Source organism: Burkholderia sp. AU31624 (assembly GCF_020420065.1).
Classification (GTDB): domain Bacteria; phylum Pseudomonadota; class Gammaproteobacteria; order Burkholderiales; family Burkholderiaceae; genus Burkholderia.
Map to the genome: position 1 here is coordinate 585,461 of NZ_JAIZRT010000007.1, position 15,357 is coordinate 600,817.

12 protein-coding genes and 1 pseudogene are annotated in these 15,357 nt (G+C 66.0%); 11 read left to right on the forward strand and 2 right to left on the reverse strand.

Annotated features, from left to right (window positions below):
• Positions 1-27: 27 nt before the first annotated feature.
• Genes LGM89_RS26990 through LGM89_RS27000 form a run of 3 tightly spaced genes read left to right on the forward strand, consistent with a single transcriptional unit; the run spans position 28 to position 3,558 of the window.
• A complete protein-coding gene (locus tag LGM89_RS26990; protein ID WP_226274510.1) occupies positions 28-1,350 on the forward strand; it encodes an LLM class flavin-dependent oxidoreductase in 1,323 nt (440 codons plus the stop codon).
• A 47-nt stretch (positions 1,351-1,397) separates the two neighbouring features.
• Positions 1,398-2,369 carry a sulfonate ABC transporter substrate-binding protein gene (locus tag LGM89_RS26995; protein ID WP_226274511.1) on the forward strand — a complete coding sequence of 324 codons (972 nt, stop codon included), beginning with the start codon at positions 1,398-1,400 and terminating at the stop codon, positions 2,367-2,369.
• A 34-nt stretch (positions 2,370-2,403) separates the two neighbouring features.
• Positions 2,404-3,558, forward strand: coding sequence for a porin (locus tag LGM89_RS27000; RefSeq protein ID WP_226274512.1), 1,155 nt, complete (start codon positions 2,404-2,406; stop codon positions 3,556-3,558).
• Positions 3,559-3,575: 17 nt separating this feature from the next.
• On the opposite strand, the gene LGM89_RS27005 is transcribed toward LGM89_RS27000, so the two are convergent.
• Entirely contained in the window at positions 3,576-4,166 is a 591-nt protein-coding gene (locus tag LGM89_RS27005) for a dimethylsulfonioproprionate lyase family protein (protein ID WP_226274513.1), read from the reverse strand.
• A 601-nt stretch (positions 4,167-4,767) separates the two neighbouring features.
• Between LGM89_RS27005 and LGM89_RS27010 the strand changes: the two genes are divergently transcribed.
• From LGM89_RS27010 to LGM89_RS27045, 8 genes are all read left to right on the forward strand, one after another.
• Positions 4,768-6,057, forward strand: coding sequence for a quaternary amine ABC transporter ATP-binding protein (locus tag LGM89_RS27010; protein ID WP_226274514.1), 1,290 nt, complete (start codon positions 4,768-4,770; stop codon positions 6,055-6,057).
• The gene (locus tag LGM89_RS27015) at positions 6,054-6,941 is read left to right on the forward strand and encodes an ABC transporter permease (RefSeq protein ID WP_226274515.1); all 888 of its coding nucleotides are present in this window, start codon (positions 6,054-6,056) and stop codon (positions 6,939-6,941) included. Before LGM89_RS27010 ends, LGM89_RS27015 begins: the two co-directional genes overlap by 4 nt.
• A gap of 153 nt (positions 6,942-7,094) precedes the next feature.
• Entirely contained in the window at positions 7,095-7,976 is an 882-nt protein-coding gene (locus tag LGM89_RS27020; protein ID WP_226274516.1) for a glycine betaine ABC transporter substrate-binding protein, read from the forward strand.
• A gap of 128 nt (positions 7,977-8,104) precedes the next feature.
• Positions 8,105-9,400, forward strand: coding sequence for a serine hydroxymethyltransferase (gene glyA / locus LGM89_RS27025; RefSeq protein ID WP_226274517.1), 1,296 nt, complete (start codon positions 8,105-8,107; stop codon positions 9,398-9,400).
• Positions 9,401-9,561: 161 nt separating this feature from the next.
• The gene (locus tag LGM89_RS27030; RefSeq protein WP_226274518.1) at positions 9,562-10,449 is read left to right on the forward strand and encodes a dihydrodipicolinate synthase family protein; all 888 of its coding nucleotides are present in this window, start codon (positions 9,562-9,564) and stop codon (positions 10,447-10,449) included.
• 6 nt (positions 10,450-10,455) lie between these two features.
• Positions 10,456-11,787 (forward strand): NAD(P)/FAD-dependent oxidoreductase, encoded by a 1,332-nt coding sequence (locus LGM89_RS27035; RefSeq protein ID WP_226274519.1) that lies wholly within the window; start codon positions 10,456-10,458, stop codon positions 11,785-11,787.
• Between the two features lie 16 nt (positions 11,788-11,803).
• Complete coding sequence (locus tag LGM89_RS27040) at positions 11,804-13,297, forward strand: aldehyde dehydrogenase (RefSeq protein ID WP_226274520.1); 1,494 nt, start codon at positions 11,804-11,806, stop codon at positions 13,295-13,297.
• A 521-nt stretch (positions 13,298-13,818) separates the two neighbouring features.
• The gene (locus LGM89_RS27045; RefSeq protein WP_226274521.1) at positions 13,819-14,820 is read left to right on the forward strand and encodes a LysR substrate-binding domain-containing protein; all 1,002 of its coding nucleotides are present in this window, start codon (positions 13,819-13,821) and stop codon (positions 14,818-14,820) included.
• A 29-nt stretch (positions 14,821-14,849) separates the two neighbouring features.
• On the opposite strand, the pseudogene LGM89_RS27050 reads toward LGM89_RS27045, so the two are convergent.
• Positions 14,850-15,357, reverse strand: a pseudogene (locus tag LGM89_RS27050) (ISNCY family transposase); the annotation flags it as partial.

A 15,357-nucleotide genomic window follows, 5' to 3' on the forward strand; every position in this document is an offset into this window, starting at 1 on the left:
GGCGCTGCTTTCGCGACAGGATATCGGATGACGACAGCTTCCCGCCTCATGCACCTTGGGGCCTTTCTGATGGAGACCGGACACCATGCAGCCGCGTGGCGGCATCCGGACGTGCAGGCCGGTGGCGGCACGGATTTTCGTGCGTATGCGGCGCTGGCGAGCACGGCGGAACGCGCGTGCTTCGACGCGATCTTCGTCGCGGACAGTGTCGCCGCGAACGTGGGTGACGGCGCCGCGCGATCGGCCCGTTCCGACCGGCTCGATCCGCTGACGCTCCTGCCTGCGCTCGCGGCGGTCACGGAGCGCATCGGCCTGATCGCCACGGCGACGACGACCTACAACGAGCCGTATCACATCGCGCGCAAGTTTGCGTCGCTCGACCACATCAGCGGCGGGCGGGCCGGCTGGAATCTCGTGACGTCCGACAACGCGACGGAGGCGCGCAACTTCGGCCGCGCCGAACACGTCGGTCACGACGAGCGCTATGCGCGCGCCAGGGAATTCCATCGCGTCGTGACGGGCCTGTGGGATAGCTGGGCCGACGACAGCTTCGTGCGCGACAAGGCGAGCGGCGTGTACTACGACGCGTCCACGCTGCGCGTGCTCGATCATCGAGGCCCGCATTTCTCCGTGGCGGGCCCGCTCAACGTGCCGCGCCCGGTGCAGGGATGGCCCGTCGTCGTGCAGGCGGGCTCATCGGAGGCGGGGCGCGACCTCGCCGCGCAGACGGCCGACGTCGTGTTCACCGCGCACGCACGGCTGGATGCCGCGCAGGCGTTCTACCGCGACATGAAGGCGCGTGCGGTTGCCGCGGGCCGCGCGCCGGGCGACGTGAAGATCATGCCGGGCCTGTCGGTCGTCGTCGCGCGTACCGACGACGAGGCGCGCGAGCGGTTCGACGCGCTGCAGGCGCTCGTCGATCCGGTCGCGGGCGTCGCGATGCTGGCGCGGATGCTCGGCAACTTCGACCTGTCCGGCTATCCGCTCGACGGTCCGTTGCCGGATTTGCCGCTCACGGACAGCGGCCAGCGCAGCCGCCAGGCACTCCTGACCGCGCTGGCCGGCGACGAGCGCCTGACGATCCGCGAACTGGTGCTGCGCATCGCGGCGGGACGCGGGCACGTGACGGTGGTCGGCAGTGCGACAACCGTGGCCGACCTGATGCAGACGTGGTTCGAGCGCGACGCGGCCGACGGCTTCAACGTGATGCCGGCCGAACTGCCGGGCGGCCTCGATGCGTTCTGTTCGCTCGTCGTGCCCGAGTTGCAGCGGCGCGGGCTGTTCCGCACGGCCTACACCGGCTCTACGTTGCGCGAGCATCTTGGGCTCCAGCGACCGGTGCGTGCGTAGCGCACACATTCTTCCCGTCGAATCCATCCGATAAGGAACCTCCGATCATGAAGTTTTCCCGACGTTCGTTTCTCCGCACCGCACAGGCTGCAGCCGTGGCCGCGTTCGCTGCGCCATTCGCCGGCGGCGTGCATGCCGACACCGGCCGAACGCTGCGCATCGGCTACCAGAAGGGCACGCCGCTCACGCTGCTGAAGGCGCAGCGCTCGCTCGACAAGCCGCTCGCCGCGCGCGGCTTCGACATCGCATGGACCGAATTCCCGGCCGGGCCGCCGCTGCTCGAGGCGATGAATGCCGGCTCGATCGATCTCGGCTATACGGGCTCGCCACCGCCGATCTTCGCGCAGGCGGCGGGCGCCCGGATCGTCTACCTGGCGGCCGAACCCGCCGGTCCGCACAACGAGGCCATCATCGTGCTCGACGGCTCGCCGCTCAAATCGGTCGCCGACCTGAAAGGGCGGACGGTGGCATTCGCCCGCGGGTCGAGTTCGAACTACCTGATCGTTGCCGCGCTCGAAAAAGCCGGCCTGACCTATGCGGACATCAAGCCCGCCTTTTTGTCGCCCGCCGACGCACGCGCGGCCTTCGAAGGCGGCAAGGTCGACGCGTGGGTCATCTGGGATCCGTATCTCGCGGTCGTCCAGCAGACGCTCGGCGTGCGCACGATCGCCGACTATGCGTCGGGCATCGTGCAGCCGTACAGCTTCTTTCTCGGTGCGCCGGATTTCGCGAAGGCCCACCCCGAGGTGTTGTCGGATGTGCTGTCGGCGGTCGCGCGAGGCGACGCGTGGACGGCCGCTCATCGCAGCGACGCCGCACAGTTGATTGCTCGCGAGATCGGGGTGCCGCAGCCCGTCGTCGAGCGCTATCTCGCACGATCCGCATTCGGGCTGCTGCCCGTCAATTCGACCGTGCTCGGCGCACAGCAACGCGTTGCGGATACGTTCCGTCGAGCGAACGTCATTCCGCGTGCGATCCAGGTTTCTGATATTGCACACCCGGTTTCCTTCACCCGCTGACTCGATACTCCACTCGCCTCGCAGAGCCGCTGTCATGAACCGACTCGCTTCCCGTACCGCCGCCATCCGTCCCGTTCGCCGCGCCGCCGCATTGCGCTGGCGCCTTCGCTTCACGCCCCGACTGAAAACCGGGCTGCGCACGGCCGGTGCCGTCGCGCTCGCCTGCGCCAGCCACGCCGGGCATGCGCAGTCGACGCTGGTCATGTACGGCATCGTCGATGCAGCCGTGCAGTACGGCCGCTTCAACAGCACGACTGGAACGACCGCGTCGGCGGCCAGCGGCAACCTGCAGGCATCGCGCTTCGGGCTGCTCGGCAAGGAAGATCTCGGCGGCGGCTATCGCGCGAATTTCCGGCTCGAGACGGGCTTCAATATCGAATCGGGGATGGGAGGCGGCGCGACGGAGTTCAATCGGGGCGCATCGGTCGGGTTGTCGGGGCCGTTCGGCAGCGTCGACGCCGGCTATCTGTACCTGCCGATCTACTGGGTGTTTCTCGCGTCCGACGTCGGCACGTACGGGCTCGCGAATCCAGCCGCGATCATGTCGCTCGAACACACGACGACGCTCGGTTCGAGCGGCACCGGCGGGTTCTACCGGAACGCGGTGCGCTACCGGACGCCGGAAGCGCTCGGCGGCTGGTCGAGCGAGATCGGCTATTCGTTCGGTGCGCAGGATCCTGCCGGGCAGACGCTGAACGCGCGCAACGTCGGCGCGAACCTCCAGTACGCGAAGAACGGCGTGCTGGTCGGCTATGGCTTCAACCGTTACCAGTACTACGCGAGCGCGACGGCATCCGACGCGTCGTCGCAGCTCACGCATGTACTGACCGCCGCATACGACTTCGGTCGCATGGTGGTGGGCGGGAATTACGTGTATTCGAAGCGTACCGACGGCACGAGATGGTTCGCCTCCGCCGCGTTGCTTAATGCGCGCGTGCGCGTCGGGTTCGGCGACATCAACGTCGGCGTGTCGCGGCGTATCGAGAATGGCGATGCGCGCGCGATCGCTTGCGATGTCGGCTACGTGTACTACCTGTCGAAGCGCACGCAGCTGTATGGCTTCGCGACGACGATCCTGAACAACAGTCATTCGACACAAGGATTCGCGCTTCTGAACAACCCGGCGGCGACGGTGACGCCGGGATTCGACCCATGGGCGGTGACGGCAGGCATTCGAACGTCGTTCTGATCGCGACGATCGCTGGTTCAATTCAGCAGACACCAGATCGCGAGGAACGGCACGTCGCCGGAGCGCATCGCATGCAGCGCGCCGGGCGGGTTGTGGATGCCGCCGCCGACCCCGGGATCGAACCATTCGCCGTTCTGCTGCCGGAATTCACCGGCGGTCATCAGCACGTAGGCTTCCTCCGGCGCGTGGCCGTGATCGGGGTATCGCACGCCGGGCATCATCAGCGAGAAGCCGAGTTGAATGTCGTCGCGGCTTTCGGCACCGCCGGGCCCGCAGATCATTCCGTTCACGTGCCCATCAATGTAGTTCGGGCTCCCGTCCTTTCCGGACGTACGCCGCGTCCAGCCGACTACCGGCTCCAGCGACACGATCAGCCGCGCGACGGCTGCGAACGTCGGGTTCACGCGTGCGACGGCCTGAAGCGCCGGGCCAAGCCATTCGCATGCGGGGTAGCGCACTGCGTTGCGCACGCCATTGTCCGACGGCTGCTGCAATCGTGCGAATACGTGCGGTGCGAACGCGCGCGCGGCGGCGGGCAGCTTTTCCGACTGGAACAGTTCGCCGGCGATCCGGACGAAATCCGCGATGGGCTTCGGGCGTTCATGCATGCTGCTTGCTGCTCCCTGAGTGATGTAGGCCAATCAGCGAAAGTCTAGGCAAAACCTGTCGATGCGGGCAGCGAAAAAGCGTGACGGGCTTGGCATTGGCCGCCATCTGCGTGCCGCGGTTGCCGCGCGGTAGGCGCGCAGTCGATCGACAGCCGCCGGCACCCTGATAGGGGGCAGCGGGCAATTCGTCATGTACGAATGATCCAAAGCGGCTCGCGAAGTCGCTGGCCTGATTTCCCGGTAGTTTCCCTTAGGTCCCCGCGTCGGGATTTTCCCCTAGCGGACGCTTGGGCGCGCTGCGCGCTCCGCTGGGCCGCCGTCCCCGCAAAATGCCACACAGCCGCGCCGGTATTGCTTTTCGCCTATTTCGCACCGTTTTGCGGCGATCACGCTTTTTCGCCCCGAAACGATGCATTACCAAAGGTATGGAAAAGCGCACAGAAAATGTATCTGGAGCGACGAAATTGGATTGATACGCTGCATTCACTGCATCAGCGCCGTCAACCACGCAGGAGCGGCATCGGGCCCACGCCAGGCGGGAGATCGATGACGACCCGGACGAAGTTCGCGGCTTCCCTTACCAGTCAGTCGGGATGACAGAATGGCTCCAAATATGACGTTTGCGCCGGGCGACGTACTTCCCCCCGGAGCAATCCACGCCGGCGATGCGCCGTCGATTGCACGGTCAAGTATCGCGACCGGAGCGGACATCCTGACCGTCAAGCACCTGTCGAAGATTTTCGGGCCGAAGCCCGAACGTGCGATCGAGATGATGAAGCGCGGCGTCGGGCGCAACGAGATCTTCGCGGAAACCGGCAACATGGTCGCGGTCAACGACGTGAGCCTGAGCGTGCGCGCCGGCGAGATCTTCGTGATCATGGGGCTGTCGGGTTCGGGGAAGTCGACGCTCGTCCGATTGCTGAACCGGCTGATCGAGCCGACGGCCGGGCAGGTCGTGCTCGAAGGCCGCGACATCGCACCGATGTCGACGCCGGAACTGCGCGACGTCCGGCGCCAGAAGATGGCGATGGTGTTCCAGTCGTTCGCGCTGCTGCCGAACCGCACCGTGCTCGACAACATCGCGTACGGGCTCGAAGTCGCGGGGATCAGGAAGACACAGCGCTACGAAGTCGCGCGCGCGGCGCTGGAGCGCGTTGGCCTCGGCTCGTACGAGAAACTGCTGCCGAGCGAGTTGTCCGGCGGCATGCAGCAGCGTGTGGGCCTTGCCCGCGCACTGGCGGTGAATCCGTCGGTACTGCTGATGGACGAGGCATTCTCCGCGCTCGACCCGCTGATCCGCTTCGAAATGCAGAACGAGCTGCTGCGCCTGCAGAAGGAAGAGCAGCGCACGATCGTGTTCATTTCCCACGATATCGAGGAAGCCGTCAAGATCGGCGGCCGCATCGGCATCATGAAGGACGGTTGCCTGATCCAGGTCGGCACGCCCGCCGAACTGATCCAGACGCCGGCCGACGCGTACGTGCAGGACTTCTTCCGCAACGTCGACGTGTCGCGCTTCATGAAGGCATCGAGCATGATGACGCCGGTCGAGCGCGGGCTGCTTCGCTGCGATGCGCTCACGCCGTCCGACCGCTATCTGAACCAGCTGATCGACAGCGGTGCGGAATGCGGCTACGTGTGCGACGAATCCGGCCGTTACCTTGGCTGCGTCACACCCGCCGCGCTGCACCGGTCCGGCGCGAAGCCGATTCGCGACGCGTTCCTGAAAGACTTTAACGCGGTGTCGATCGATACGGACCTGCATCGGCTCGCGTCGATCGCGCTGACGCAGCAGCACGACGTGCCGGTGACGGACGGAGCGGGGCGACTGGCGGGCGTCGTGTCCTGCCGGACGATACTCAAGCAGATGATGCAACGGAGGGCAGCATGAATTCGTCGGTGATCGGGAAGTTCGCGGAGAATGTCGTCAACTTTCTGTTTCTGCATTTCCGTGGCGGCTTCGACACGTTCTCGGCGGGCCTCGGCGCAGTCGTGAAGCTACTCGAGGACGGTCTCGCCGCCGTGCCGTTCATCGCGATGGTCGTGATCCTGGTGGGCCTCGCGCTGTGGCGCCGGGGCGTCGTGTTTTCGATCTTCGTCGGTTGCGCGCTGCTCGTCATCCATTACATGGGCCTGTGGGCGCAGACGGTGTCGACCCTCGCGCTCGTTACCGCGGCGACATTCTTCAGCCTAGTGATCGGTGTGCCGCTCGGCATCTGGGGGGCGCGCAACAACCGGATCGGCATGATCTTGCGCTCGCTGCTCGACTTCATGCAGACGATGCCCGCATTCGTGTACCTGATCCCGGCCGTGATCCTGTTCGGGCTCGGACGCGTGCCGGCGGTGATCGCGACGATCGTGTTCGCGATGCCGCCCGTCGTGCGGCTGACGACACTCGGCATCAGGCAGGTGCGCGAGGAATTGATCGAGGCCGGCCGTTCGTTCGGCAGCACCGACTGGCAGCTGCTGTGGAAGGTCCAGCTGCCGAACGCATTGCCGTCGATCATGGCCGGCGTGAACCAGACGATCATGATGGCGCTATCGATGGTGGTGGTCGCGTCGATGATCGGTGCGGGCGGCCTCGGCGAATACGTGCTGAGCGGGATCCAGCGTCTCGACATCGGGATCGGCTTCGAAGGCGGGCTCGGCGTCGTGCTGCTCGCGATCGTGCTGGATCGCCTGACCGAGAGCTTCGGTGTGAAGGCGAAGAAGAAGGTGAAAAGGCCGCTCGCGCGCGCCGGCAAGGCTGAGCCGCGCGACGCGGCACGGACCTGACGGACACGGCAGTCGACGATCATTGAAGGACGATGAAGCGCCGCGGCCACGGTGTCGCGGCGGAACCGGTGTAGCAGTGCGTGGAGACCGGAAACGCCGATCGAAGGCGTTCCTCATCTTCGAAAGATTCGCGTGATTAAAAAGGAGTACTAGATGAATACCCATACGTTCAAGTCGCTTCTCGCGAAACTTGCCATATCGACGGTGGTCGCCTGCAGCGCAAGTGTGGGTGCCGCGTCGGCGGCGGAGCCGGTCAAGATAGCGGTCACCAACTGGGCGGACGTGCTCGCGGTGGCCAACGTCGCGAAGTACGTGCTCGAGACGCAACTCAAGCAGCCGGTGCAGTTCGTGCAGGCCGACATCGGCATCCAGTATCAGGGCGTCGCGCGTGGCGATCTCGACATCATGGTCGGTGGCTGGCTGCCGCTCACGCACGGTGCGTACTACGCGAAGTACAAGAACGACCTGGATGACGTGGGCGTTATCTACACCGGCGGCAAGAACGGCTGGGCCGTGCCGACCTACGTTCCGGAGTCGGAGCTGTCGTCGATCGCCGACCTGAACAAGCCGGAGGTCAAGAGCAAGCTGAACGGCACGATCCAGGGCATCGAACCGGGCGGCGGCCTGATGCAGGCGTCGGAGCGGACGATCAAGGGCTACAGCCTGGACGGCTACACCCTCCAGGCGTCGAGCGAGGCCGGGATGCTGGCCAGCGTGTCGCGTGCGTACCAGTCGAAGCAGTGGATCGTCGCGACGGTCTGGAGCCCGCACTGGCTGTTCCAGAAGTGGCAGATGCGTTACCTGAAGGACCCGAAGGGCACGCTGGGCGGTGAGGAGCAGATCCACGCGTTCGCATCGAAGAGGTTCGCGGGCAAGTTTCCGCGCGCCGACGTGTTCTTCAAGCACCTGAAGCTGACGCTGGCCGACGTCGAGGCGATTGAGTTCGAAGGCAACAGCACGAACGACTACGCAAGCGCCGCGAAGAAGTTCGTCGACACCCATCCGGAGAAGCTGAAGGCCTGGCTGCAGCAATAGGGCCACGCGCGTGCGCTCGCCGATGCCGGCGGCCCGGGGCCGGGGGCCGTCACGACGGCGCCGGCCTGGCAGCGCGCGGTGCATTGAATCCACGCAGCACGTAACGAATCGCGTCGCGGAGTCACCAAGTGAACGAGAACGCCCGCTTTTTTTCCGAAACTCTTCAGAGCCGCGATCCGGTGATCGCATCTGAAATCGCGTTGGAGTTGCGTCGCCAGCAGACGCAGATCGAACTGATTGCATCCGAAAACATCGCGTCCGCGGCGGTGCTGGAAGCCCAGGGCACCGTGTTGACGAACAAGTACGCGGAAGGCTATCCGTCGCGCCGGTACTACGGCGGTTGCGACCATGTCGACCGGATCGAGGCGCTCGCGATCGACCGCGCGTGCGCGCTGTTCGACGCGATCCACGCGAACGTGCAGCCGCACTCGGGCGCGCAGGCCAACGGCGCGGTGATGCTCGCGCTCGTCAAGCCGGGCGACACGGTGATGGGGATGTCGCTCGATGCGGGCGGCCACCTGACGCATGGCGCACGCCCCGCGCTGTCGGGAAAGTGGTTCAACGCGGTGCAGTACGGCGTGAGCCCGGACACGCTGCGCATCGATTACGACGACGTGCGCCGGCTCGCGCAGCGCCATCGGCCGAAGCTGATCATCGTGGGCTATTCCGCGTATCCGCGCGCGCTGGATTTTGCTGCGTTCCGCGAGATCGCTGACAGCGTCGACGCGAAGCTGATGGTCGACATGGCGCATATCGCCGGCATCGTCGCGGCCGGCCGCCACCCAAACCCGGTGCCGTTCGCCGACGTCGTGACGTCGACCACGCACAAGACGCTGCGCGGCCCGCGCGGCGGTTTCATCCTGACGAACCACGCCGACGTCGCGAAGCAGATCAACTCGGCGGTATTTCCGGGGCTTCAGGGCGGCCCGCTGATGCATGTCGTCGCGGGCAAGGCGGTGGCCTTCGCGGAAGCCCTGCGCCCGGAGTTCACGCGCTATATCGACCAGATGCTGCTCAACGCGCAAACGCTCGCACAGGTGCTGACGGCCGGCGGCCTGACGCTCGTTACCGGTGGCACCGACAACCACCTGCTGCTCGTCGACCTGCGCGCGCGGCGCATTACCGGCATGCAGGCCGAGAGGGCGCTGGAGCGTGCCGGCATCACCTGCAACAAGAACGGAATTCCGTTCGATACGGAAAACCCGACCGTCACGTCCGGGATCCGGCTCGGCACGCCCGCCGGCACGACGCGCGGCTTCGGGCCCGCGCAGTTCGAGCAGATCGGCGACATGATCCTCGCGGTCGTGGCGGCGCTCGAGCGCAATCCGGACGGGGACGAGGGCGTCGAGCGCGCGGTCCGCACTCGCGTGCGCGATCTGTGCGCCCAGTTTCCGATCTATGCACACGCGGACGCGTTTGCCTGATCGCCGGAACCGGATCGGGCGGACGCATGGTTAGAACCGCATGACGAATCGATCGGCGTGGCTGCGCGAAACACGCGTGGCGCGCGCCGACGTCTTGTCCAGTGCCGGCTCCTGCGTGACGACGGGAACCGGGCACCCACTCACCTGAATGAGGAATTGAAATGAGCTTCGAGGGCGTACACACACCGCTGGTCACCCCGTTCGACGCGGACGGCGAAATCGATCACGCACTGCTGGGCCGGCATGCGGCTGATCTCGCCGGCCGCGTGTCCGGTCTCGGCGTCGGCGGCACGACGGGCGAATACTACGCGTTGAGCTTCGACGAGCGCGTGCGCACGTTCGACACCGTCGCGGCTGCTGCCGGCGGCATGACGTTCCTGACCGCGGGCATCAACGCGACGACGACGAAGGAAGTGCTGCGCCTCGGCCGCGAAGCGAAACGTGCGGGGCTGGATGCGCTGCTCGTGGCAGCGCCGTACTACGCGCAGCCGACGCAGCAGGAACTGCTCGCGCACCTGCTCACGATCGACGACGCGCTCGACATGCCGATCATGCTGTACAACTTTCCGGCCCGCACCGGCACCGAAATCGGTGACGGGATTCTCGAGACGCTGCTCGAGCGCGAGAATTTCGTTGCGATGAAAGAGAGCACCGGCGACATCGCGCATCTGCATCACCTGTCCACGCATTTCAGCGGCCGGCTCGTGCTGAGCTGCGGCATGGACGACCAGGCGCTCGAGTTCTTCGCATGGGGCGCGCGCAGCTGGGTCGGCGGCGCGTCGAATTTCCTGCCGGAAGCACACACCGCCCTGTTCGATGCGTGCGTGACGCGCGGCGATTTCGCGACCGGCCGCAAGCTGATGGCGCAATTGCTGCCGGTGCTCGAACTGCTCGAGCGCAGCGGCAAGTTCATTCAGTACGTGCGTTACGGGTGTGAGCTCGCCGGTTTGCCGGTCGGGGTCGCACGCGCACCGCTCGGCGCGCTGTCGGGCGACGAGCGCGACGCGTTCGCGAAGCTCGTGAAGCCGCTGCTGCGCGACGGCCGGTAATTCATCATGCGTTCGAATCTGGAATTCGCGCGGTTTCCGGCGCCGGACGGTATGAACGGCTGGTGGGAGAGCCTGCCGCCCGCACCGGACGCGCGCACCGTCACGTCCGATGGCCGGTTCGACTGGGTCGTCGTCGGCGGCGGCATCACGGGGCTGTGCGCGGCTCGCCGGCTCGCGGAGCTCGCGCCCGGCGCGTCGATCGCGCTCGTGGAGGCCGACCGGATCGGCCGCACGACCGCCGGGCGCAATTCCGGATTCTTCGTCGACCTGCCGCACGACATCAGCAGCGAAAGCTACTCGCGCAGCATCGACGAGGACCGCGCCGACGTGCGGTTCCAGCGCCACGGCATCGACTATGTGCGCGACATCGTGCGGCGCTTCGGTATCGATTGCGACTGGCGCGACGACGGCAAATTCCACGCATCGGTCAACAGGAAGGGCGCCGCGGCGCTCGCGCATTTCGCGGACGGCCTGTCGCGTATCGGCGAAGCGTTCGAGTGGCTCGACCTGCCGGCCATCCGGGCCGTGACCGGCACCGACTTCTACACGGGCGCGCTGTTCACGCCGGGCTGCAGCACGGTGCAGCCCGCCGCGCTGATGCGCGGCCTCGCGGCCACGCAGCCGGACAATGTGACGGTGTTCGAGCTCAGCCCGGTCACGCGGATCGAGCCGCGCGGCGACACGCGCGCGCTGCATTTCGCCGGCGGCACCCTCGTCGCAAAGCAGGTCATCCTGTGCACGAATGCGTACGCAGCGACCTTCGGCATCCATTCGAACGGATTGCTGCCCGTCTATACGTTCGCGTCGCTCACGCGGCAGATGAATGCCGACGAAGTCGCGAAGCTCGGCGGAACGCGGTCGTGGGCGGTGATTCCGGCCGATCCGATGGGCACGACGGTGCGGCGCCTGATCACCGATCGCATTTGCGTGCGTAACCATTTCGCGTTCCGGCCGGACGTGAGGGTGTCGCCTGCGGATCTCGCGAAGGCGCGGCATCTGCATCAGCGCTCGTTCGAGCGCCGCTTCCCCATGCTCGGTGGCGTTGAACTCGAATATACGTGGGGCGGGCCGTTGTGCCTGTCCGCGAACAACGGCGCATTGTTCGGCAAGCGCGATGACGGTCTCTACGAGGCGATCGGCTGCAACGGTCTCGGGCTGAGCCGCGGGTCGTCGTCCGGCAAGCTGATCGCCGAATACGCGCTCGGCGAATCGAACAGTCTCGTGCAGCAGTTGCTGAAGCAGCCGCATCCGCGGCCGCTGCCGGTTCGGCCGCTCGTCGACCTTGCCGTGTCGGCGACGATCTGGGCGAAGGAATTCTCGGCCGGTGCCGAGCTTTGATCATTAAGGAAACGACATGACGACCCATCAGGATTGGAAGCAGAAGGCGAACGCGTTGTCGCTCGACGGCCGCGCGTTCATCGCGGGCGAGCGCAGTGCGGCGGCGTCGGGCGAGACGTTCGCGACGCTCAACCCGGCGTCGGGCAAGGTGCTCGCCGAAGTAGCGCGCTGTAATGAGCGCGACGTCGATCGCGCGGTCGCGGCTGCGCGCGAAGCATTCGAGTCGGGTGTCTGGTCGAAGTCCGCGCCCGCGCATCGCAAGGCGGTGCTGCTGCGCGTCGCGCAGCTGATCGACGAGCATGCGGAGGAACTCGCGCTGCTCGAGGCGCTGGAAGCCGGCAAGCCGATCGGCGAGTGCCTGGGGCTCGACATTCCCGAGTCGGCCGCGTGCATTCGCTGGCACGCGGAGGTGACGGACAAGCGCTACGACGCGTTGTCGCCGTCCGGCAGCGGTGTCGTCAGCATGATCACGCGCGAGCCGATCGGTGTCGTCGGCGCCGTGCTGCCGTGGAATTTCCCGGCGCTAATGCTCGCGTGGAAAATCGGCCCCGCATTGTCGGTGGGCAATAGCGTTGTCGTGAAGCCGGCCGAGCAGACGTCGCTGTCGACGCTGCGCATCGCCGATCTCGCGCGGGAAGCCGGCGTGCCGCCGGGCGTGTTCAGCGTCGTCACCGGGTTCGGTGGCGAGGCAGGCGAGGCGATCGGCCGCCATCCGGACGTCGATCTCGTCGCGTTCACCGGCTCGACCTCGACCGGCAAGCGCTTCCTGCACTACTCGGCCGATACGAACCTGAAGCGCGTCGTGCTCGAATGCGGCGGCAAGAACCCGCAGGTGATCCTGCCGGACGTCGCGAATCTCGACGCGGTCGCCGAACAGGCGGTCGCGGCCGCGTTCTGGAACATGGGCGAGAACTGCAGCGCCGGTTCGCGGATCCTCGTGCCTTCGAGCCTCAAGGCGGAACTGCTGGAGAAGGTTCGGGTGGTGCTCGGCGGCTGGAAGACCGGCGACCCGCTCGACCCGGACGTGAAGCTCGGTGCGCTGATCGAGCAGAAGCACTACGACAAGGTGCTCGGCCATATCGAGAAGGCGAAGGCGGAAGGCGCGCACGTGGTGTGCGGCGGGCAGGCAATTCTCGCCGAAACCGGCGGCTGGTTCGTCGAACCGACGATCTTCGACCAGGTGACGCCGGAGATGAGCATCGCACGCGACGAAGTGTTCGGGCCGGTCGTCTGTTTCATCGGGTACGAGGACGTCGAAGATGCTGTGCGGATCGCGAACGATACGTGCTACGGGCTCGCTGCGTCGCTCTGGACCGACAACGTGAACAGTGCGCACAAGGTCGCGGCACGGATTCGCGCGGGAACGGTCACGGTGAACTGCTTCGGCGAAGGCGACCTGTCGACGCCATTCGGCGGATTCAGGCAGTCGGGGTTCGGCGGTCGCGACAAATCCGTGTACGCGCACGATCAATACTGCGAACTGAAGACTACCTGGCTGAAGCTCGACTGAGCGATGCGGAGCGCGCGGCATCGCAGGCCCGCACGGCCCGCGTTGCCGGTTGGCGGAGCGGTTTCGGCGGGGCGCGCTCTGCCGACGATCGACCGCGATGTCGTGCTGCACCCTGTTGCGCGGGAATGGTCACAGGCCGATCGCCGGCGAGCGCCCCGCAGGTGACGCACGAGGGAAAGCGCGATCCGCACTTGGCGGCGTGGCGCGACATCGTGACGGTACCGGCTGCGTTTGCTGCGCACCGGCCAGGCACGGAGCGGAGGTGTCTGCCCGACGTGCGTGTTGCCGTCCCCATCATCGCTTCCGATAATAGCGATGCGGTGCACAATCGATCGAAAATAGCATCGTCGTGACGCCGTTTCCACGGCCGAGCCGCTCTTGCGAGTCACCCGGCCGATGCGCAAGCTGCAATATCGGCTAATTGAAAGGTTGGCGACGAGACTGACTGAGGGCAGCCGGCGGGACTGCCGTCGACGCGTTCGTCGGCGCAGCGTCCGACCGCCGTTTTGAGAGTGGAAGCCATGTTGAAGAAGCAATTGTTTGCCGACCGACTTCTCGCGCAGATGCCGTCGCTGCGCGCGCTGCGCTGCTTCGTGACGGCGGCGCGCTACGAGAGCTTCACTCAGGCAGCCGAGGTACTGTGCGTGACGCAGGCCGCGATCAGCCGGCAGATCAAGGAACTCGAGGATTCGCTCGATGTCGCGCTGTTCGAGCGCACGGGCAGGCATATCGCGCTGACGGATGCCGGGCGGGTCCTGTACAACGCGTCGTACCTGTCGATCATGAACATCGCCGAGGCGGCGGAGGCTGTGCGCCGGACCGACAAGCACGCGCTGATGGTCTGTGCGTCGCACACGTTTTCCGCACTGTGGCTGTCGTCGCGACTGCCCGCGTTTCGCGAGCGGTTTCCGGATATCCAGCTGCACGTGATCGTCACCGAGCATTTCATGGAACTCGACGGCCTCATCGAGCCTGACGTGATCATTACGAAGAACCCGCCGCGCGCCCCGGAGTTCGAAGCCGAACCGCTGTTCCACGACATCGTGTATCCGGTGTGCAGCCCGTCGTTTCGCGAGCGGCATTTTCATGGCAGGTCGCTGAAGCCGCTGGACCTGCTGTCGTGTCCGACGCTGAACCTGTCGATGCTCGGCCGTGCCCAGGTGTGCGAGCACGTCGACTGGCGCGTGTGGCGCAACTGGTTCCAGCAGAGCGACGGCACCGATACGCTGGCCGGGAGCAAGTATCTGGAAAGCAACGATTACCGGCTCCTCGTCGCGCAGGCCGAGGCCGGCGAGGGCACGCTGCTGGGCTGGCACCACCTCGTGCACCGGCAGATCGATGCGGGCGTGCTGGTGCGCCCGGTGCAGGATGTCCTCGTGTTTCGTGATCGCCATCATTACCTGATCACGCACAGGAATGCGCACTCGCGCCCGGAGTACCGACTGTTCCGCCAGTGGCTGCGTGACGAGGTCGCTATCATGATGCGCGGCTGGCTCGATGCCGGCGTCGAGATCGGTCGATGACACGCTGCCCCGGCCAGCGCCAATCGGCATCCGGCTTTTGGAGACCGACGGCCAGGTTTGTCTGCTGGCTTGGCGGGTTGCCTACGTTGCGCCAGCTCCACGATCACATGCTCGACGTCGGCCTGCGTGATCTCACGTTGCTTCTTCTTGCCCGCTTGGGGTTCGTTTCGGTCGGTCCGGGTTGAGTCGCCGCGATGTGTTCGTGACGGAGCTTTACCGATTCGACTGTTATCGCGTTGCGCCTGCAGCGCTTGCGCGACCTGCAGCACATGACTCAAGCGCTTGTGCTCGACGACGGCACCTCGATCGATTTCGGCCAGGCGATCGTATTGCCTGCAGCTCAACGCACGATCGTCAGCCCGAATCTCGATCCGCCCATCCGGGTACTCCCATACCTCGATCTGACGGTGGATCAACTTCCGGTTCTCCGGCGTATCGTCCAGCAAGTACATCACCCGGTCGTACTGAACCGTGAGCGACTTCGTTACCTTCCGTGGCTCGCGCCACGTCAGCGCCCGGTCCAGACTCTCGTTGGCC